General features: G+C 59.9%; 22 protein-coding genes and 1 tRNA gene. 8 read left to right on the forward strand and 15 right to left on the reverse strand.

The features are described 5' to 3' along the window. Window positions 1-15: 15 nt before the first annotated feature. Complete coding sequence (locus tag NKJ23_RS15810; RefSeq protein WP_352680932.1) at window positions 16-1,020, reverse strand: L,D-transpeptidase; 1,005 nt, start codon at window positions 1,018-1,020, stop codon at window positions 16-18. Between the two features lie 313 nt (window positions 1,021-1,333). Between NKJ23_RS15810 and NKJ23_RS15815 the strand changes: the two genes are divergently transcribed. Continuing rightward, on the forward strand, window positions 1,334-2,131 hold the full coding sequence (locus tag NKJ23_RS15815) for a TrmH family RNA methyltransferase (protein ID WP_352680934.1): 798 nt from the start codon (window positions 1,334-1,336) through the stop codon (window positions 2,129-2,131). A 33-nt stretch (window positions 2,132-2,164) separates the two neighbouring features. On the opposite strand, the gene NKJ23_RS15820 is transcribed toward NKJ23_RS15815, so the two are convergent. Both NKJ23_RS15820 and NKJ23_RS15825 read right to left on the reverse strand, forming a co-directional pair. After that, window positions 2,165-3,328 carry a coiled-coil domain-containing protein gene (locus NKJ23_RS15820; RefSeq protein ID WP_352680935.1) on the reverse strand — a complete coding sequence of 388 codons (1,164 nt, stop codon included), beginning with the start codon at window positions 3,326-3,328 and terminating at the stop codon, window positions 2,165-2,167. Window positions 3,329-3,475: 147 nt separating this feature from the next. After that, on the reverse strand, window positions 3,476-4,057 hold the full coding sequence (locus NKJ23_RS15825) for a DUF1134 domain-containing protein (protein ID WP_352664551.1): 582 nt from the start codon (window positions 4,055-4,057) through the stop codon (window positions 3,476-3,478). Window positions 4,058-4,397: 340 nt separating this feature from the next. Between NKJ23_RS15825 and chpT the strand changes: the two genes are divergently transcribed. After that, window positions 4,398-5,027, forward strand: a complete 630-nt coding sequence (gene chpT / locus NKJ23_RS15830) for a histidine phosphotransferase ChpT (RefSeq protein ID WP_023679558.1) — start codon at window positions 4,398-4,400, stop codon at window positions 5,025-5,027. Between the two features lie 238 nt (window positions 5,028-5,265). Then, window positions 5,266-5,634 carry a response regulator gene (locus tag NKJ23_RS15835; RefSeq protein ID WP_352680936.1) on the forward strand — a complete coding sequence of 123 codons (369 nt, stop codon included), beginning with the start codon at window positions 5,266-5,268 and terminating at the stop codon, window positions 5,632-5,634. A 104-nt stretch (window positions 5,635-5,738) separates the two neighbouring features. Here the strand turns inward: NKJ23_RS15835 and ctrA are convergent, their stop codons facing one another. Further along, window positions 5,739-6,434 carry a response regulator transcription factor CtrA gene (gene ctrA / locus NKJ23_RS15840; RefSeq protein ID WP_006203583.1) on the reverse strand — a complete coding sequence of 232 codons (696 nt, stop codon included), beginning with the start codon at window positions 6,432-6,434 and terminating at the stop codon, window positions 5,739-5,741. Between the two features lie 450 nt (window positions 6,435-6,884). On the opposite strand from ctrA, the gene NKJ23_RS15845 reads away from it, so the two are divergent. Then, window positions 6,885-7,262 carry a flagellar export protein FliJ gene (locus NKJ23_RS15845; RefSeq protein ID WP_023719275.1) on the forward strand — a complete coding sequence of 126 codons (378 nt, stop codon included), beginning with the start codon at window positions 6,885-6,887 and terminating at the stop codon, window positions 7,260-7,262. Window positions 7,263-7,324: 62 nt separating this feature from the next. Here the strand turns inward: NKJ23_RS15845 and NKJ23_RS15850 are convergent, their stop codons facing one another. Continuing rightward, entirely contained in the window at window positions 7,325-7,720 is a 396-nt protein-coding gene (locus NKJ23_RS15850; protein ID WP_352469683.1) for a winged helix-turn-helix transcriptional regulator, read from the reverse strand. 92 nt (window positions 7,721-7,812) lie between these two features. Between NKJ23_RS15850 and NKJ23_RS15855 the strand changes: the two genes are divergently transcribed. Next, window positions 7,813-8,739: an NADP-dependent oxidoreductase gene (locus NKJ23_RS15855; RefSeq protein ID WP_352680938.1), complete on the forward strand. Its 927-nt coding sequence runs from the start codon at window positions 7,813-7,815 to the stop codon at window positions 8,737-8,739. A 57-nt stretch (window positions 8,740-8,796) separates the two neighbouring features. Here NKJ23_RS15855 and sciP read toward each other — a convergent pair whose 3' ends face one another. Next, window positions 8,797-9,072 carry a CtrA inhibitor SciP gene (gene sciP / locus NKJ23_RS15860; RefSeq protein WP_023679563.1) on the reverse strand — a complete coding sequence of 92 codons (276 nt, stop codon included), beginning with the start codon at window positions 9,070-9,072 and terminating at the stop codon, window positions 8,797-8,799. 261 nt (window positions 9,073-9,333) lie between these two features. On the opposite strand from sciP, the gene mnmA reads away from it, so the two are divergent. Continuing rightward, complete coding sequence (gene mnmA / locus NKJ23_RS15865) at window positions 9,334-10,524, forward strand: tRNA 2-thiouridine(34) synthase MnmA (protein ID WP_352680939.1); 1,191 nt, start codon at window positions 9,334-9,336, stop codon at window positions 10,522-10,524. Window positions 10,525-10,537: 13 nt separating this feature from the next. On the opposite strand, the gene NKJ23_RS15870 is transcribed toward mnmA, so the two are convergent. Then, window positions 10,538-11,512 (reverse strand): Gfo/Idh/MocA family protein, encoded by a 975-nt coding sequence (locus tag NKJ23_RS15870; protein WP_352452922.1) that lies wholly within the window; start codon window positions 11,510-11,512, stop codon window positions 10,538-10,540. Between the two features lie 236 nt (window positions 11,513-11,748). Here NKJ23_RS15870 and NKJ23_RS15875 point away from each other — a divergent pair. Together NKJ23_RS15875 and NKJ23_RS15880 are read left to right on the forward strand one after the other, a co-directional pair. Next, a tRNA-Met gene (locus tag NKJ23_RS15875) sits at window positions 11,749-11,825 on the forward strand. A gap of 144 nt (window positions 11,826-11,969) precedes the next feature. After that, window positions 11,970-13,160 (forward strand): tyrosine-type recombinase/integrase, encoded by a 1,191-nt coding sequence (locus NKJ23_RS15880; protein ID WP_352680940.1) that lies wholly within the window; start codon window positions 11,970-11,972, stop codon window positions 13,158-13,160. Window positions 13,161-13,253: 93 nt separating this feature from the next. On the opposite strand, the gene NKJ23_RS15885 is transcribed toward NKJ23_RS15880, so the two are convergent. The 8 genes from NKJ23_RS15885 to NKJ23_RS15920 form a co-directional block, all read right to left on the reverse strand. Next, complete coding sequence (locus NKJ23_RS15885; RefSeq protein ID WP_352680942.1) at window positions 13,254-13,919, reverse strand: hypothetical protein; 666 nt, start codon at window positions 13,917-13,919, stop codon at window positions 13,254-13,256. 97 nt (window positions 13,920-14,016) lie between these two features. Then, window positions 14,017-15,432: an SNF2-related protein gene (locus tag NKJ23_RS15890; RefSeq protein ID WP_352680943.1), complete on the reverse strand. Its 1,416-nt coding sequence runs from the start codon at window positions 15,430-15,432 to the stop codon at window positions 14,017-14,019. Then, complete coding sequence (locus tag NKJ23_RS15895; RefSeq protein WP_352680944.1) at window positions 15,429-15,758, reverse strand: hypothetical protein; 330 nt, start codon at window positions 15,756-15,758, stop codon at window positions 15,429-15,431. Before NKJ23_RS15895 ends, NKJ23_RS15890 begins: the two co-directional genes overlap by 4 nt. A gap of 242 nt (window positions 15,759-16,000) precedes the next feature. Continuing rightward, entirely contained in the window at window positions 16,001-16,225 is a 225-nt protein-coding gene (locus NKJ23_RS15900; protein WP_352680945.1) for a hypothetical protein, read from the reverse strand. 43 nt (window positions 16,226-16,268) lie between these two features. Then, a complete protein-coding gene (locus NKJ23_RS15905) occupies window positions 16,269-16,595 on the reverse strand; it encodes a PDDEXK family nuclease (RefSeq protein WP_352680948.1) in 327 nt (108 codons plus the stop codon). Further along, window positions 16,592-16,816, reverse strand: a complete 225-nt coding sequence (locus tag NKJ23_RS15910) for a hypothetical protein (protein ID WP_352680951.1) — start codon at window positions 16,814-16,816, stop codon at window positions 16,592-16,594. Before NKJ23_RS15910 ends, NKJ23_RS15905 begins: the two co-directional genes overlap by 4 nt. Next, window positions 16,798-18,819, reverse strand: a complete 2,022-nt coding sequence (locus tag NKJ23_RS15915) for a hypothetical protein (RefSeq protein ID WP_352680952.1) — start codon at window positions 18,817-18,819, stop codon at window positions 16,798-16,800. The genes NKJ23_RS15910 and NKJ23_RS15915 overlap by 19 nt, the downstream gene beginning before the upstream one ends. Further along, the gene (locus NKJ23_RS15920) at window positions 18,816-19,658 is read right to left on the reverse strand and encodes a hypothetical protein (RefSeq protein ID WP_352680953.1); all 843 of its coding nucleotides are present in this window, start codon (window positions 19,656-19,658) and stop codon (window positions 18,816-18,818) included. Before NKJ23_RS15920 ends, NKJ23_RS15915 begins: the two co-directional genes overlap by 4 nt. Window positions 19,659-19,776: the final 118 nt, after the last annotated feature.

Here is a 19,776-nt window from a genome sequence, read left to right on the forward strand (position 1 = left end):
GCCAAGTCAGGCTTGCTATTGAACGCGCTCGTCCGCGGCCTGCGCAATCTCGTCCTTGAACTCGACATTCGTGCCCGGCTGCACCATGGAGGCAAGGTCTTCGGCATCCCAATTGGTCAACCGGATGCAGCCATGCGAAAAGGTCGTGCCGATCTTGCCCGGTTCGGGTGCGCCGTGGATGCCGTAGCTTTCGATGGAGAGATCGATCCAGACTGATCCCACGGGATTGTTCGGCCCGGCAGCGATGGTGAAGGGCCGCTTGGTCTTGACCCCCTTGAAAGCGAAGTCCGGATCGTAGTGATAGGTAGGGTTGTGCACCACGCGCCTGACCTCCGCCATGCCGCTTGGCGCCGGCTTCTCCTCGCTCCCAATCGAGGCGGGGTAGACCGCCAGCCATTTGCCGGCACGGTCGAGCACACGCACCAAGCGGGCGCCCTTGTCGACCTCGACGGCGGCAACGCCGGCGGGAGGGTCGCCCCTGCTGACATCAGGCACAACCAACGTCCTGCCTGGTTTCCTGAGGCTGGTGCCCGGATTGAGCATTCGCAGCAATTGTTCGCTGACGTGGAAGCGCTCGGCCAACCTCTCCACCGCATTGCGGTAGCCAAGCCGCCGCAAGCGGGCCATCCTCTCCAAGCGAGCCGGAATACGCCTGGTGAAAGGTCCGCGCACATCCTTGCGCACCACCTCATAGGTCACCAGCACCGGCTTGGCGGAGGTTGCGATGAGTTTGCTCCAGGTTTGTGGACTGAGCTTGCCATCGGGCGGAAGTCCGTTTGCCGCCTGAAACGCGGCGACGGCTTTGGCGAAGTTCTGGGAAAGGCGACCGTCGATGAGGCCCGGCGAGAAGCGGGCGCGATCCAGAAGGATCTGCGCCTTCAGCAGCATCGGATCGACACCCTTCAGTTCGCCGATAGTGAATTGGGCCTGATTGACGGTGGCTGGATCGAGCTTGGCCGCGCGGGCCACGCCGCATGCAAGGGCAAGCGTGGCGGTAAAGACGAGGAGGAGCCTGATCATCGATGTCCTCCCAGGACCGCAGCAGGGAGCCCGCCTCTATGACGCGGCATGGCCCTGTGTGGTTCCTTCGCCCATCGAAATTCTGCATTGAAGCGGCTTGCCGACGAGCCGTGCCGCGGGAATCAATATCCTTGTCGCCAAAGCCCAGGCAGATTCCATCCTGGCCCGGCGCCCAGTGATTGGATTTGACCGTTAGAACGGCGTGCATCCATTTGGACGCTGAGATACGGTCTGAACTCCTTCGGATCGGGCATCGTGCCTTCCGAAGCCGAATCCCGATTCGCGGCCGACGCCAGGGTCCGCCGAGGAAGCCATGAACCCCATCCGCATAGACGACCCGCACGATCCCCGCGTCGCCGCCTATCTCGACATCCGGGAGCGAGATCTTGCCGGCCGGCAAGGCCGTTTCGTCGCCGAAGGCAAGGTGGTGCTCGACACGCTGCTTGCCGCCCGTCGCTTTGAGGCAGAATCGGTGCTGGTGCTCGAGAACCGGCTGGCCGGCCTCGATGACGTCCTGCGCAAGGCGCCTGCCGGGCTTCCGATCTATGTCGCACCCGGCGAAGTCATCGACAGGATCGCCGGATTCCACATGCATCGCGGCATATTGGCGATCGGCCGCAAAGGTGCGGCCATCTCCGCTGAGGTCTTGCTCGGCGCACTGCCCGCCCGCGCGCTGATCGTGGTGCTGGTCGGCATCGCCAATCATGACAATATGGGATCGATCTTCCGCAATGCCGCCGCCTTTGGCGCGGATGCCGTGCTTCTCGATCCGACCTGCTGCGATCCGCTGTACCGCAAGGCAATCCGCGTCTCGGTGGGCGCGGCCTTGAAAGTCCCCTTCGCCTGCTTTGCCGATACCGCCGGCTGCACCGCAATGCTCGACCGGCAAGGCTTCAGCCAATTCGCCTTGTCGCCGCGCGGGCAGATCGACATTCGCGATGCCAAGACAAACGGCCGGCTGGCGCTCTATCTCGGCACCGAGGGCGAAGGCCTGCCGGAAAGCCTGCTTGCCCGCCTGCAGACGCTGCGGATCGGTATGGCGCAAGGTTTCGACAGCCTGAACGTCGCCGCCGCGTCAGCCATCGCACTTCATCATTTTTCCGGAATTTGAGAGTCGGGCATTTTGCGGCCAAGTGGCGGCATCTCAGTCGGTCGAAGCGGCCTTCTGCAGCGCCCGCACCCGATCGGCAAGGCTGCGTCCGCCGCTCCCCGGCCGCGGATCCTCAGGCGCTGCAAGCGCCCGGGCGATCGGTGAATCCGGCCCGTCGAGCTTTGCCGTCAAGGCCACGACTTGCGCCGCCAGATCGTTCATCTCTTCGCGCAATGCGGCGCTGGCGCTGCCGGTATCGTCTCCGGTCCGCGATTTCGATGTTTCGACGGCAGCAAGATCTGTCTTCAGCCGCCTGTTCTCGCGTGCCAGCGACGTCAGCCTGGCCTCCAGCCGCTCGCGGTCGGCATCGAGCTTGGCGGTTGTCTGTTCGATGTCGCCGTTGGCGGCCACATTGACCTGACTGCCTGGCACGCTGGCAAGACCCACCGCAGGCGTCCTTTCAGCGCCTTTCGGCTTTTCGCGAAGGCGCACCAGTTCCTTCTCGCGGCGCTCCAGCCTGTCCTCGCGATCGGCCAGCGAGGCGAGCAGGCGTTCGACCTTCTTTTCCAGGTCGCCGGTTCTTTTCTTCTCGGCCTTCAACGCGTCCCGCAAAACCTTGCTTTCGGCTGCCAATTCCTGGCTGCGCCTGTCCGCCTCCTTGCGCTGGCCGCGCAGCAGCGAAATGTCGCTCGCCAGCTTCTGCAGCTCGGACTCGCGCGCCACCAGTTCGATCTGCCGGCTGCTGGATGAAAAACTGGCGTCGTCATACATGTGCTCCAGTTTCCGCAGTTCGAGCCCGCGCTTTTCGAGGGCGCGCTCGGTCTCCGCAAGCCGTTCCGACAGCTGCTGCAGCTGCTCATCGCGCTTGCGAAGCTCCTCGCCCCTGGCTGTAAGATCGGCGACGACCCGGTTCTTGTCCTGTCGCTCGGCCGCCAATTCCTTCAGGGCTTCGCGGTCGCGGCCGATCTCGACCAGCTGTTCGGCGGCCTTCTCGCGCAATGATTTGACGGTCATTTCAAGCCGGCGCACCGAAACGGCGAACTCGGCGCGAATGCGATCCTTGTCCGCCTGGATCTCGGCCAGCGTCAACGGCATCGAGCCCTCGACGCGCTTGCGCGTCAGCGCCACCGCCCGCCGCCACACGGCCGGAGCAATCATCAGCGCCAGAAAGCCCGCGCAGAGAAAGCCGAGGACAAAGAACAGGATCGACTGGACCAAGATGACTATCCGTTGTGCATGGCAATCGCCAAAGGTCGACTTTGCCATCTTCGCATGACGGAAATCCGGCGCCACGGCAAGAGTATGCCGCGGCAAAGCTCAGACCGTGGGATCACAGGTCCAATCGCAGTGGCGCCATCATGCAGGTCAGAACGGATTCCAGGTCGCGCGCTGGGTGAGCTTGAGGTAGCCGAGATTGACGCCGAGACGGGCGCCGACGCCGGTACGGATCGGTACGAGCAGCACATTGTTGTTCTTCAGCACGTTGAAACCGACGCCGGCGATGACATAGGCGGAGCCGGCGACGCCGCCAAAACGATTATAGAGGCTGCTCACATCGTCGAGATTGTAGACCAGCATCATGACGCGCGAGCCCTCGCCGCCGAAATCCCAGCCGAGCGACGGGCCTTGCCAGAACACTTTGTGGTCGCCGGCATTCTTGGTGTAGAGCGTGCCTTCGCCATAGGTCAGGCCACCGATCAGCGCCCCGGACCCCTCTTCGCCGAGCAGATAGCCGTTCGGCAGGCCATAGGTGGCGAAAATCTTCTCGACGACGGTGGCGAGCCCGCCCGACGTCGCGCCGAAGAATTTATGACCGGAATCGACGATCTCCTGCGCGGTGTATTCCTGCGCCCGCGCGGCCGATGCCGAAAAAGCGACAAGGCCGATGAGCGCGATCGTCATTGAGATGACACGGAAAAAAGTCCGGTCGTAGAATCGGGAAACCATGCTTCCAATCTCCGTCAGGGAGCACTTTCGCCGACGCCTCGCACCCGTACGGCTCTTTGGCGGCCGTTAAGGATGACTGTTAGGGGCAAACTATGCCGTAATCCTTTTTCAACCATTAAACTCCCACATGAAGATGGCGGTTCGAAGGCTGTTTTCATATCGCCCGCGCAGCACCTTGCTGCGTGAACACGCCATTTTCGACAATCATGATTTCGGATTTGTTGCTGCACGCACAAGCGCTGTGTATTCAGAATGCTTGGGAGAGAGCGTGATTCGTGTGGACAGGCGTGATCATGATCGCCCGGTCATTGTGTTGTGAAATTTGCAGGGATTTTTGCCGATGGCCGAGCTTTTCACTCTTTCCGCACCCGATCTGGCAGCGCTGCTGTGCAGCCGGGTCTGCCACGACATCATTTCGCCGGTCGGCGCCATAAACAACGGGCTTGAGCTGCTCGACGAAGGCGGCGCCGACGAAGACGCCATGAAGCTGATCCGCCAAAGCGCCAAAAACGCCTCCGCCCGCCTGCAATTCGCCCGCATCGCCTTCGGCGCCGCCGGTTCCGCCGGCATGCTGATCGACACCGGGGACGCCGAGGCCGTGGCCATCGCCTTCCTGAAGAACGAGAAGCCGGAACTGATCTGGAACGGAACCCGCGCACTGTTGCCCAAGAACAAGGTCAAGCTGCTGCTCAATCTCATCCTCGTCGCTAACGCCGCCATTCCGCGCGGCGGCAGGCTGGTGGTCACGCTGGAGAACCTCGAGACCGAGCCGCGCTTTGCGCTCGCGGCGAGCGGCCCGATGCTGCGCGTGCCGCCCAAATTCCTGGAATTGCATTCCGGCCACAGGCCGGAAGAGCCGATCGACGCGCATTCGGTGCAGCCCTATTACACGCTGCTCCTGGCCCGCGAAGCCAACATGACGATTTCGATCCATGCGACCGCCGACGAGATCGTCCTTTCTGCAGTCTGAAGTTCTGCTAAGAGCCGCGAAAGTATTTTCTCCAAATCATATTTGCGGCGTCGTCTTAACATCTGTGAGACAGGCTTGCAGATTAATTGCGTGAAGCATTTCGAAAGAAGATTTCGCTTAAAACACCTTCAGGAAAATTTTACCTAACGGCTTTTCGGCTTCTTTACCAGATCGGCCTATGTTCCCCGGCAGATGCCACGACGCTGTCGGTTTGCCGCATGGCAAAGAGGGTCCGGGAATGAAACGCTGCATGTTCGTCGACAATTCGAGCGTCATCAGGAAGGTTGCAAGGCGTATCCTGGGCGGTTCCGGCATGATGGTGATCGAAGCCGCCAGCGGCTATGAGGCGATCGAGATGTGCGCGGTCGACATGCCTGATATCATCGTCGTCGACGGCGCCCTGCCGGACATGCAGGCGCAGGACCTCATCCGCCGCGTGCGCGCCATGGAAAGCCCGGTAGTGCCGCAAGTTTTGATTTCGCTGGTCGAGGTCGACGTCGGGGCGATCATGCGGGCAAAGCGCGCCGGCGCCCAGGGCTACCTGCTGAAGCCGTTCAACCGGCCGCAACTGCTCGAGTGCTTCCGCGCCTTGAAGATTGCCGCCTGATCAGAGCCTGTTCCATTCCGACGAAAATCGGATGAGCTCTATCTCGCTGTTTTACCAGGTTCTTTTCCGAAAGCCGGCGCCCATTTTGGGATCATGCCCTTGCTTCAGGCGCTGACCCGGATATCTTCAGGCTCACGCAGCACATAGCCGCGGCCCCAGACGGTCTCGATGTAATTCTGCCCGCCAGACGCGGCGTCGAGCTTCTTGCGCAGCTTGCAGATGAAGACGTCGATGATCTTCAGCTCCGGCTCATCCATGCCGCCATAGAGATGGTTGAGGAACATTTCCTTGGTCAGCGTGGTGCCCTTGCGCAGCGAGAGCAGTTCCAGCATCTGATATTCCTTGCCGGTCAGATGGACGCGCTGGCCACCGACTTCAACGGTCTTGGCATCGAGATTGACCACCAGGTCGCCGGTGGTGATGACCGACTGGGCATGGCCCTTGGAACGCCGCACGATGGCATGGATGCGGGCGACCAGTTCGTCCTTGTGGAAGGGCTTGGTCATGTAATCGTCGGCGCCGAAGCCGAGGCCGCGCACCTTGTCCTCGATGCCGGCCATGCCGGAGAGGATGAGGATCGGCGTCTTCACCTTGGAAAGGCGAAGTGTTCTCAAAACTTCATAGCCCGACATGTCGGGGAGATTGAGGTCGAGGAGAATGATGTCGTAATCGTAAAGCTTGCCTAGATCGACGCCCTCTTCACCAAGGTCGGTCGTATAGACATTGAAACTTTCCGATTTCAGCATCAGCTCGATGCTTTGTGCGGTTGCACTGTCGTCTTCTATCAGCAGAACGCGCATTTCATTCCCCTTTTCTGCTGCCGGACCATTTCACGACCCGTCCAGGACCGGAGCAGTGATTGCCTGAGCAGAGGCTGCCATCGAATGGTTAATAAAACCTAATTCCCCGTCCATGACGGTATCAGATTTTTTAACCCCTTTCTACACCTCGTTGAATCCAATAATGAATCACAGACCCAAACCGTTAATGCAGCACATTAATAAGCCAGACTAAGTGACTCTTCGGACTCGTTGGCCGGGTTTCGCGACGAGAAGCAGAATTTTTACCCGCCCTTAAGTCCTGAGCCGTATGATTAACAATGCCCGTAAACGAATGGTTACCGCCGGCAAAAAACTTTAGGAGTTTGTTTCCCATAGTTCGGGGAAAGCCGGTGGAAACGGGTCAAGCCTGGGCCTTGCCGGGTGAATTGGACGATATGTGCAGGTGTGCGTTTCCGGGAGTACCGAATCATGAAGTCACGTGAAAACCTCGTTCGGCTGAAGCAATTTCAGGTGAGCGAGAAGCGGCGGCAGCTGCTGCAGCTCGACATGATGATCGCCGAATTCGAGCGCATGGCCGTCGAGCTGGAACTTCAGATCGCTGCCGAAGAGAAGAAGGCCGGCATCACCGACATCAATCACTTTGCTTATCCGACCTTCGCCAAGGCGGCACGGCTACGCCGCGACAACCTTAGAAATTCGCAAAGCGACCTCGCCCAGCAGCGAAATGTCGCCGAATCATTGCTGAGCGAAGCCGAAGCGGAGCTTTCCAAGGCCGAGATGCTGGAATCGCGCGACACCAAGGCGCGCGACACGGAAGCCGGCGGCCGCAGCGCCATGATCGGCTGAAAACAAGACTTTAACGCGCGTCGCGCTTGCGCGCTATTGCTGCGCACCGAACTGTGCCCGCCTCAGGCATCCAGATCTTCTTGCTGTTCCGCCGCCCGTGCGCGCGCATTTTTGATGTCGGGCACATGCTGCTCCGACCAGGCTCTGATCTGATTGAGCAGTCCTGCCAGGTTCTGGCCAAGTTCGGTCAGCTCATATTCGACACGCGGCGGAATGACCGGGAAAACCTCGCGCCGCACAAGCCCGTCGCGTTCCAGGATACGCAGCGTCTGCGTCAGCATTTTCGGCGTGATGCCTTCGAGCTTGCGCGCCAATTCGCCGTTGCGGAGCCGGCCCCGGCGCAGCGCACAGATCACCAGGTAGACCCATTTGCTGGCGAGCGTCTCGAGCACGGCGTGTGACGGGCACGACCGCCGAAAGGCGTCATAGCCGAAAGGGGAAACATCTTCACTATCCATGAGGTGCGTATATATCAAAAAGGTACATACTAGACAAGAGAATGTAACTATCCAAATGATAGTGGCACATCAAATCAGCAGGAGAGCCTTCCATGCGTGCCATTATCCAGAATTCCTTCGGCGGACCCGACGTCCTCGTCATTGCCGATCGCCCCGCGCCATCACCCGAGGCCGGCGAAGTGCTCGTCCGCATCGAGGCGGCCGGCATCAATCCGGTCGATGGTGCGGTGCGCGGCGGCCACTATCCGCTGCTTGGCGAGCCGCCTTTTGTCCTTGGCTGGGACGTTTCGGGAGTTGTCGAGGCGCTGGGCTCCGGCGTCTCCGGCCTCAAGGTCGGCGATGCCGTGTTCGGCATGACGCGCTTTCCCAAACAGGCGGCAGCCTACGCCGAACTCGCCGCTGTCCCGGCTGATGAGCTTGCGCCGAAACCTGAAGGCATAGATCACGCGCAAGCCGCCGCGCTGCCGCTGGCCGGCCTGACGGCCTGGCAAGGCCTTGTCCGCCATGGCCGGCTCGATTCTGGCAAGCGCGTGCTGATCCACGCCGGAGCCGGCGGCGTTGGCCATCTGGCGGTGCAGATCGCCAAGGCGCACGGCGCTTACGTCGTCGCGACCGCCAGCCCGGAAAAGCTCGATTTCGTCCGCTCGCTCGGCGCCGACGAGGTGATCGACTACACAAGGGATGATTTCACCGGGAAGGCCCGCGACATCGATCTGGTTCTGGACCCGTTCGGCGGCGTGCATGCGGAGCAATCACTGAAAGTGCTCACGGCCGGCGGCGTTCTGGTGTCGCTGCTCGATGTCAGCGATGCCACCAAGGCAAAGGCCAGGACGCGAGGCATCCGCGTCGAGCGCATGTCCGTAGTGCCCGACCGTGCCGCTCTGGTGGAGCTCGGCAAATTGATCGACGCGAAAAAGCTGGCCGTCCACGTGGCCAAGGCGTTTCCGCTCGAACAGGCCGGTGCAGCCCATACCTTTCTCGCCACCAGGCCGATCGGCAAGGTGGTGCTGACGGTCTGAAATTGCAGATCGTCGCCCCTCGCAAACGTAAGGGCGCTGATCAGTGCCCTTATCGGCCTAATGCCGGTATTGCTGGATGCGCGTGGTGCGCAGGCCGGCAAGGCCGTATTCGTCGATCGACGCTTGCCAGGACAGGAATTCCTCGGTGGTGAGCTTGTAGCGCTGGCATGCCTCTTCGAGGCTCAAAAGCCCGCCACGCACCGCCGCCACCACTTCCGCCTTGCGCCGGATAACCCAGCGACGTGTGTTTGTCGGCGGCAGATCGGCGATGGTAAGTGGGCTGCCGTCCGGCCCGATAACATATTTGACTCGCGGTCTAATTAGATCGGTCATCGTACTCTCTACAAAAAACTCAAAGACCCAATCCCCACCACATTACCGCCACAGCTTTAAAATTTGCCTAAGCAGACCCTAATGGTTAGGTAAGGATCATGAACGCGGCGTTAGCCTTTTCATCGGCATTTGAAACATCTGCCGGCAAGCGCATTGAACCCGGCAGGAAAAATGAGCCGGCCCGGCAAAGCTGGCGCAGCCGGGACGCTTGACCTATATTCCGGCCATTGGCATTGAAGCGCCGCGCAGAACGAAAGAACCATGAACAGCCTCGATCTTCCCGGACGCCCCGAAAACACCCGCGTCGTCGTCGCCATGTCGGGCGGTGTCGATTCGTCGGTCGTTGCCGGCCTCCTGAAGCGCGAGGGCTACGACGTCGTCGGCGTCACGCTGCAGCTTTATGACCACGGCGCGGCAACGCACCGGGCCGGCTCATGCTGCGCCGGCCAGGACATCGACGATGCCCGCCGCGTCTCCGAGACGCTCGGCATCCCGCATTACGTCCTCGATTACGAGGAGCGCTTCCGCAAGGCGGTGATCGACCCGTTCGCCGAGAGCTATGTCGCCGGCGAAACTCCGATCCCTTGCGTTTCCTGCAATCAGACGGTGAAATTCGCCGACCTTCTTGCGACCGCCAAGGAACTCGGCGCCGACGCGCTGGCGACCGGCCACTACATCCGTTCCGGCGCCAATGGCGCCCACCGCGCTCTTTACCGGCCGGTCGACGCCGACCGCGACCAGAGCTACTTCCTGTTCGCCACCACCCAGGCGCAGATCGACTATCTGCGTTTTCCGCTCGGCGGCCTGTCGAAGCCTGAGGTTCGCGCCATCGCCGAGGAGATGGGACTGACGGTTGCGGCCAAGCAGGACAGCCAGGACATCTGCTTCGTGCCGCAGGGCAAATATTCCGACATCATCGCCAAGCTGAAGCCGGCTGCCGCCAATCCGGGCGACATCGTCCATATAGACGGGCGCGTGCTTGGCCGCCACGAGGGCATTTTGCGCTACACCGTCGGTCAGCGCCGCGGCATCGGCATCGCCTCGGGCGAGCCGCTCTACGTCGTTCATCTCGACGCCGACCGGGCCCGCGTCGTCGTCGGCCCGCGCGAGGCGCTGGAGACCCACAAGATCTTCTTGCGCAACATGAACTGGCTGGGCGATGGCCCGCTGACCGCTATCCCGGCGGCCGGGCTTGAGCTTTTCGCCAAGGTGCGCTCGACGCGGCCGCCGCGCCCGGCCGTGCTGCATCACCGCGCCGGTGTCACTTCGGTGGGACTGGTCGACGGCGAATCCGGCATCGCGCCCGGTCAGGCTTGCGTGCTCTATTCCGACGATGGCAACGAGGCGCGCGTGTTCGGCGGCGGCTTCATCGAGCGCTCCGAGCGCGGCGCCGAGGCCGAGGCGATGCTGACGCGGCTTGCCGTCCAGCCGGCGCGCGTTCCCGCCGAATAGACGGCGTTTTCTCTTAGGGCCTTGTATGGGCGGGCCTTGTATGGGCGACGGTGCCGGCGGTCAGGATGCGCAGCACGCGGATGGCCTCCTCGCCGCTGGTGCGCGGTTCGGCCCGCGTCTCGATGCAGTGGATGAAATGCTCCAGCTCGCGCGTCAGCGGCATGCCCTCACCGACCGCGACATAGGACGGCTCGTTGGCGGTGAACGCCCATTGGCCGCTGTCCTGCCACACCGCGTGGCGATAGACGGCAAGCTTGCGCTCCCACGGCTCGACATCGTCGAACACCGCCATCGCCTTGGTGCCGACAACGGTCAGCCGCCGTTCGCGGTAAGGGTTGAGCCGCGAGGCGAACAGATGGCCGCGCAGGCCGTTGGGAAAGCGCATGTGCAAATGCGCAAAGTCGCTGAGATTGTCGAGAAGAGCAGCGCCTTCGCCGCGCACTTCGACCGGTTCGGTGCCGGTGATGGCCAGGATCATCGACAGATCGTGCGGCGCCAGATCCCATAGCGCGTCGTTTTCGGTATGGAACTTGCCGAGGCCGAGCCGATGCGAATGGATGTAGCGGACTTCGCCGAGTTCGCCATTGTCGATCAGCGCCTTCAGCGTCTCGAAGGCGGGATGAAAGCGCAGCACGTGGCCGACCATGAAGACACGGCCATTATCGGCGGCCGCCTGCACCGAGCGTTCGGCATCGGCCACCGTCAGCGCGATCGGCTTCTCCACCAGCACGTCCTTGCCGCCGAGCACGGCGCGCACCGCCATGTCGGCATGGAACTGCGGCGGCAGCGCCATCACGATGGCGTCGACATCGTCGCGGGCAAACAGCGCCTCCGGCTCTATCGCCAGGCAATCCTGCTCGCTGGCAAAACCCTCCGCGCGCGCGGGGTTGACGTCCGAAACCGCATGCAGCGCGCCGAGCGCCTTTAGGGTGCGGATATGGTTGCTGCCCCAGTATCCGCAACCGAGGACTGCAATGCGCGGTTTCATCAATTCATGACCATGGCTTTCGTGGCCGAGACATAGCGACGTGCCTCGCTGAACTCAACCCCGGCCTGTGCGCCCAAATGTCTGCCCGGCAAAGCTTTAGGCGCCAGCAATATGCCGGCGCGGCAGCCACTTCGATGCTTGACAGGCTTGGCCTCGCAACCTTATATCCGCGCGACCTTGGCGAACGCGCCGATATGCCTGCCGATTTAAGCTGGATTTCGGGCCTTCGCCGCCTTGGCGGGGTAGCTCAGTTGGTTAGAGCACGGGAATCATAATCCTGGGGTCGGGGGTTCAAGTCCCTCTCCCGCTACCAGCCCTCTCAAAGATGGCAAAAAACGTAAGAAAATCAATGGGGCGGCTTCGGCGTGTGTCCCGATACGTCCCAATACATCCCTTGATGTGGAGTCAAATGTGGGTATGGTGCGCTTCTCGTGACTCCACACCGTAGGTTCCCATCGTGCCGTTGACCGATATCCAGTGCCGCAACGCCAAGCCCAAAGCTGACGGCTCGCCGCTCAAACTCGCAGACGGCGGCGGCCTCTTTCTCGCCGTCACGCCGGCAGGCGGGAAATACTGGCGCATGACCTATCGCTTCGACGGCAAGCAGAAGCTACTCTCTATCGGCGAGTATCCCGCTGTCCCCCTCGCCGATGCGCGCGCGCTCCTGTCGTCCAACAAGGCGATACTCAAGGCCGGCAAAGACCCTGCCCTGCACAAAGCCGAGGCCACGACTGGCGGCCCGGATGCGTTCGAGACGGTGGCGCGTGAGTGGCTTGAGGCCCAAAAGGCAGCCTGGGTGCCCGAGCACTGGCAGCGTGTGTTGAGCCGCTTCGAGAACGACGTGTTTCCGATCATCGGCAAGATGCGCCTGCGCGACATAGGCGCCCCGAAAATTCTTGAGGTCTTGCGCGAGGTCGAGAAGCGTGGGGCACTCGACGTCACCAAGCGCATTCGGCAATCAATAGGCGCCGTTTTTCGGTTTGGCATAGCCACCGGTCGCGCCGATACCAACCCCGCAGCCGACCTGGTGGACGCGCTCAAGGTGCGGCCCAAAGTCAAGCACATGGCGGCGCTCGATGCCGACGACATCGGCGAATTTCTGACGAACCTACAAGGCTACGACGGTGAGCGGCAGACACGCCTGGCCATCGAACTGATCATGCACACGATGTTGCGCACCAACGAACTTCGTTTCGGCACCTGGTCAGAAATCAAAGGGGACCAGTGGCTCATCAGCGGCGAGCGGATGAAGATGTCCCGCGACCACAAGGTGCCTCTGACAAAGCAGAGCAAGCGATTGCTGGCCGAGCTAAAGGAGATTGCCGGCGACTCCGAATGGATCGTCCCTGGCGCCAGTGGTGACAAGCCGATCAGTCAGAACACCATGATCTTCGCTCTTTACCGTCTCGGCTATCACAGCCGGCTCACCGTACACGGCTTCCGCTCAACGGCCTCGACGATCCTCAACGAGTCCGGCTTGTGGTCACCTGACGCAATCGAGCGGCAGTTGGCTCACGTGCATGGTGACAAGGTGCGCTCAGCCTATAACCGCAGCGAATATTGGGCGGAACGGCTCAAGATGATGGAATGGTGGAGCGACTACCTGACCGAGCGGAACTCGAACGACCTGTCTTCGCTACTCGACTAACTCAATAAAGGCTAGTGCTCGAAGTCGACTGCGGACACCCTCGTCGTATCCGCCAAGCTTTTCGGGGCGATGCCCTGTTGCCGCAATGATCATTCAAATCCGTTCGGCGAACGACGTGATCTCGCGCCACTGATGGCCATCGAGAGGCACGTCGAAACCGGTGCTCTTCCGCGTCCCCGCATCCCTGATGGTGTCCCAATCGAGTTCGAGAATTCGCACCGAGAAAGGACCGTCCCGAATGATGCCAAGAACGATCGTCCCCTCGGCCTCATGCGGAACCAGGAAGTGACGACCGTCAGCCTCACCCAATGCCGGGCTGATGTGGAAGCTGTACTTCGCGCCGCGAATGATGGCGTACAGGTGGATTTTCTTGGACTCAGCCTCGCGGTCCTCTTCCATGGGGAAGGCCGGGTGCCCGCCGTCCATCTGAATGAAGCCCGCAACCGCGTTCACAGCGCCGCCCGCAACGACGTTGTTCTGCTTCCGCTGCGTCTCACTGAACTCAGGCGACTTGCCGCTTGAGAACCACCCCTCATCGACCTTGAGGATTTGCGCCAGTGCGGTCATCGCCTTGTGTCGCGGTCGGGTCTCGCCGTGAAACCATTTGCGCACGGTCTCCTGCGTGACCTCGACCGCGTGCTTATCCAGTTGCTCGACGAACCAGCCGAGACGGCCGTGGTTCAACGGAGGCACATCCGGGTTGCCATCGCAGGCCCGCTCAATTCTCTTGGCGAAGTCTGGATGGGTAATTTTCTTCATGGGCAAGACCACTCCGACATTCATATTGCACCCCCTTTCAACACGTTACGCCTAACTAATATATACTAAAGGAAGATGTGAACATTTTAAGTGAAAGTCAAGTCCGAAGCGTGAAATTTCGAATGATCCGATCCTGAGTCGCATTTCTGTCGTTCAGGATGGTTATCGCCCGTTCGTCGTATGTTCCCTCGGCGATGATCGGGTAGATGAGCACCTGTTCGGTTTGCCCTGGTCGGGGTAGGCGTTTGTTGGCCTGCAGCCAAAGTTCGAGTGAAAATGTCAACCCATACCAAGCTGCAAGGTGGCCCCCATACTGTAGGTTCGTGCCGTGCCCGATTGATGCAGGATGCGCCAATCCAAGTCGAATTCTGTTTTTATTCCAGTCAGTTACGAAGTCATTGGACTCGTTGGCGACCACGGCATGAGGGTAACGCTTCCTGATGGCATCCTTGTCGAACTTGAAGCCGTAGAACACCAGCAGGTTTTCACCCTGCGCACTCTCAATAAGTTCATCCAGGGCCTCCATTTTGGCATCGTGAATATGGACCACCGTCCGGTCTTCGCGATACATATGGCCGTTGGCGAACTGCAGGAGCTTGTTCGCCAAGACCCCGTTCGAGACGGCCTCGACATCGTGAGGTTCACTATAAAGTGTTTTTTCGAACTCTCGATAATCACGCATAGCCTGCTCGGGCAGGCGCACTTTCATGGGGATGAATTTGGCATCGTCGGCAACTTTTTCCTGCGGGATGGTGACCAGGACATCGTGCAGTCGGGCGAGAATTTCTTCCTCGGCGCCCGGCTTCGGCTCGACGGTGTGCGTGTATTTATCCTTGTCGAACCAACGGTTTTCGAACTCGCCCTTGTCGCGGCCGAGGCGCTGCCCCTGGTCCAGCAGGTAGGCTTGCCCCCACAGGTCAATAAGCCCCTTCGGCGCCGGTGTGCCGGTCAGTTCGATGACACGATCGATCTTGCGCCGGGCAGTCGTCATGATCCCAAAACGGGTCATATTTCCACCCTTCCGGACCTTCGTGACGATCTCGCCTGCCTTGTTGACGGTCTTGACCTTTGTAGGCTTGGTGCGCCCCTCGCCGCTTTTCATCCGGGAGGATTCGTCGATCACGACGCAATCCCAATACCAGTTGTCCACCGATCGAATGGACTGCGCGAGCCACGGCAGGTTTTCAAAATTGAGGGTGGTTATTTCCTTCCGCGCTCGGATCGCGGCGAGCCGTTCTTCGGGCTCGCCAACGGCGACCGCGTAGGAGAGCGCGCGAGTGTGTTGCCAAGCCTCGATCTCGTCTGGCCAGGTGTTCGCCGCGACGAAGCGCGGGGCGATTACAAGGACATGGTGAACCTCGAACCGGCTGAGCATATCGTAGAGCCCGTCGAGCGTAGCGCCCGTCTTGCCGCTTCCCATTCCGCTGATGATTAGCTTTGCGGCATCGCTCTTGACGATGCTCGATATGATCCGCTGCGCGTTGCGCAGGTCGGAGCGCGGGCGAATGATCACGCTGCAATCATCCACTCGAATTCGGCCACGTCTGCGGCAAGGTGCTGCTCTGTCCGAAAATCGTTGTGCGGCGCCCCGAAGCCGGCCGGCTCTTGCGGTGGAGGAAAGCCTTCCAGCGGCAGTTGGAAGGCCATCAGTCCGCTACCGGTCCAACCGACGTGCCGGAACCCGACCTTCTCCCAAGTGTAGCCCCAATGCTTGCGTCCTCGCCGCATGATCGGCTTCACCTTTTTCGTGTCAAGGAAAGTCACAAGACCTTGAAGTGGCGGCTGGCCGTAATAGGCCACAGTGGCTGCTATGGCCTGCTCGATCATTTCGGTGGCCACACCGCAGGTCTCATTGCGAAACGCCGAGCACACCCAGGCGCCAGCCCATCTGTGCTTCACGAAGCGGGCGTAGGGCCAGGACGTAATCCAGAATGCCTTGCCGGTCGGCGACGATGCTTTGAGCACAAGACAGCGGCCGGGAGGCGCAAAGTTGGCCGCACCGATCGACTGCCGGTTGTAGTGCCTATCAGCAATGTCTCGTGCGAACGGATCGACGCGATTTGCGAGGGTCCAGATCACACCTATGCAACGAACGGCGCTTCGCCAGCAGCTGGTAGCCACGAGATGCCAATCCAGTTGCGTTCCGGTCGGTAAGTCCGCCCGTTCCGGGAGATCACACGGTGAGTCACCCCACGGTCGTCGGCGATGACGTGGACGGTTTTGGGCTCTGGAACATTGAAAATTGCGCCGTCCGCATAGTGATACTGACGTTCCAATTCCGAATCGATTGCTATGACTTTTTCCATTTTCAGTTCCTCGGGTTGCAACACAATCACGTTAAACGTGAATTTACATTTTAGATTTGAGAAAAGCAATAGCGTCCTCGCCGGTGTAGAAGACCGACACCGTGACGCCGACAGCGGCGAAGCGCTCGAATTCCAGCCGCTGACCTTCAGACAGTTTGCCGTCCTTTGATGGCGTTTTGCCCCGCTTCTTCATCTCGATCAGGAGCAGTTGCCCGTAGCCGGCGAACAGGCGATCGGGCGCGCTGCGGCGGCCTATCCACTGAAGCTTGCGCACCAGCCAGCCGTTGTTTTCGGCCCACGCCACCACGTCGAGTTCTTCATTGGCCTCGACACGGCGCTCTGTAAAATCGAAATCGTCGAGCACCTTCATGCTGGCACCTTGCGCTTCGCGATCTCGGCTTCCGATGCGGCCGCGTTCATGTGAGCCTTGTTTTTCGCGAGAGACCAGCGAGGCGACTGGTAGCCGGATCGGTCCCAGGTCTTCCTGATCATGTCATCGGCGAAGGCTTCACCCTTTCGCCAGTAGGCCGCGTCGCGCGCCAACTCTGCCGTTGACCAGTACTTTCTGCCGCTCATGCTGCGGTCAGCCATTCAAAGACGAGTTGACGGTTTGCCTTCGTCACGCGTATCGGCTTCGGAGGCGCAATTTTGGGACCGTAGAAGCCTACGTCCTGAAGGATTTCCTCGGCCTCGGCGATGTAGCGCGCATAGTCGATGTCGTCGGGGAACTCGTCGGGCAACCGCATACATTCTATCGCGCCGTCCGACTTAGGCACTTTGGGAAAGTTGCCGGTCGAGGCGTTGGGTGTGGCCTTGAAGATCGCATCACCACCGATGCCGTAGTAAAACCGCACCACCTTGCCGAGATATTCGCCGCGCCAGGTGGCGCCACCTGTTGCCTTGATCACCGTGACGAACTGCTTGATGTCGCGGCAGTTGCGGATCGTCTCTGAAACCGGCGTGCCGTCCTTGATGCGGGCGAGCGCCGCGTCCGAGCAAATGGTGGTTTGGGGATTTTTCATAAGTTGGCCGCGCGGATCATGGTCGTCGGGATGACTGTTCCACGGAACCGCCCACGGGCCTTTCCGCTTATGGCCGCCGTCAGCCTTGATCGCGAAATACGAGTTCACGCTTTGGTTATAGATTGCCTTGTACTCGTTGAATTCGAGGTCCATACCGGTGTCGCGCTCCCACTGATCGCAGACGGCCGCAAGGGTGGACGGCTTTAGACGATTAGCGGCAATGCCGGCCTGCTTGTCACGCGGGCACTGAAACACCACGCCATCGGTGTTGCCGCTAACGACTGGAATTCCAGCTAGTTCCGCACGCTCGATCAGCATAAGAAGACTAAGTTGCCCGGTCAAAGTAACTGAAAGAAGAAGATGTGGGGCATAAAGCACGCTGTAACGGCTGCCGAGCTTTCCGAAGCACCCGTTAAGTGAGATTTTAAGCCCTTTGTCCCTGGTCTGTTCGACATCAAGCTCTGCTTTTAGCTTTGCATCATCTGGAGTTGCTTTCAACTTCTTCTTTATTTCAGCAGCCTTCTTCTTAGCGATGAGGCGTTCTTCCTTGATCTCTTTATAGACTTCGAGAAACTTCTGGCCGAGAGCCTTCGGATACAGTCCGAGCATTAGGATGATAGCTGGATACATGCTCGCAACATCCGCGTCTAGTAGAACGTGTGTTTCCGTTGAATGCACGGCTCGGTTGCTTTCAATTGAATGCAACCCTCCGATGCCCATCGAATAAGTCGACGAACCGATCACCGGCTGCGCATCGAGCAGCCACTTCGGCAGGTCCACCTTGCCTTCTGCGTTGACGATGAAATCCGTGTTGCGAACGCGGTCAAGGATCGTCTGTAACTGCGGCGTCTCGAACTTCATGAACTCGGGAACGGGGTAGCGGAACGTCGTGCCAGGTTTCACGTCGGCGCGTAGCACACGGTCGCCAGACAGGTACTCGATGCGAGACTTGACGATAGCTTCACCGATCTGGCTGTCCGACTTAGACATGAAATTCTTGCCGTAAGCGTGGCCCAAAGCGCGCCGCAGTTCCAAGGGCTCGGCCAGTGCATCGATCAACCTGTCGGGGCCGTCCAAATCCGGCCCCATGTTGTAGGCGATCAGTTCATCCGCCTTTTCGTCGTCCAAGTGTTCATCAGGATCGAACGGCAGGTCTTGCATTTGCGCCGCGTGCGTCCGCCCGTTCAGCGTCTTCAAGCCGGCGATCGCATTGGGCTGCGGCTCAATCAGGTCGATGTGCCGCTGCTTCACCTCATAGGGAATGCGGATACCGAGGAAATCCTCGACATCCCACCACCGGACGCGACCTTTGATGATGCCGTCTGATGCCCGCTTGATCATGTCAGGCGTTACATGCTCTTCGAGCGAATACCAGATCAGCGGCAAATCGTAGGAGAGACTGTTGTAACCGTAGGTCGTGTGCGTCATCAGGATTCGACGCAAGCGCTCTCGGTCATACTCAGGGTGCCGCCAGCTATATTCGAAGCCGATCCGCTTCTTGTCATGCCTGCGCATCAGGCCGACGTAGAAGAAGTACCAGAACGACTCAACGTCGAGAATGAGTTCGTTCATGCGGCCACCTTCTCGAATTCAGGCGACGGATTCACCCAACATGGGCGAATCCAAGTTTCTTTGCCCGTGGGAAGCGTTCTGAAATGCCCACTGCGGTAATGCGTCACCCGCTTGTCGACCTCTAACGCCCGTAAAGCATCGTCACGTTTATCGGGGCTCACCCCAACGGCGCGGTCTAGGAGACGCAAGTTGTGCAAGAACTTGATACCGGCGTGGCCACCTGGCACAACGTTCAATCCTTTTGGAGAAATGGATGTTTCGACGGCGGTTTCTTCGGCGCTGTAGATATCATCAAGAGTATCTGCATAGCCGGCGAGTCTGACATGCGCTTCAACCTGGCATCCGCTGTGCATCAGATGGTGCCATGTCTTGTGAAGCAGATGGCCCGCGCCGCGCGCCGCGTCTCTGTAGTGCTCCACGAAACGCTTTAGAGGGTGACGTCCGGTAATTCCGTAGTATCCGACGCTCAGAACATCTGCCGACTCAGAAGGAATTTCTTTGGCACTTCTCGTGGCAAATGACACATTGTACATGTAGAATTTTCGCGAACTGCCACACAGCATCTTTATCGGAACAGAGTAAACGAAGGCGACATTTCTAGGTGTGTTATCGTCAGATATGGCGATACCTGCTTTCAAATAAACAACACTTACTCTAGAAATCCGTGGGGTTGGTGTTGGTTCCGAGTACAGCACCTTCTGACCATCATCCGAGACGATGATGGCGTACTCATTCCCACGGTGCTGGTAGAATGATCTCCCCGCATCCTTTTCGAGCCTGAGAACAGCCTTCGCTTCGGCACCGAACAGGTGCGTGACCGTCGCTGCATTTACCTTCACGTGATTCTCCCGTTCAAAGTGAAACCGAGCAGCACCAAAAGCCTGGGCACCTTTCGGAAGGCTTGCTTGCGACAGAGGTCACCTAATCAGTCGGGTGTCTGGCGCCGCTCGGTTTCAA

The organism is Mesorhizobium sp. M0184, assembly GCF_040322215.1.
Lineage (GTDB): Bacteria > Pseudomonadota > Alphaproteobacteria > Rhizobiales > Rhizobiaceae > Mesorhizobium.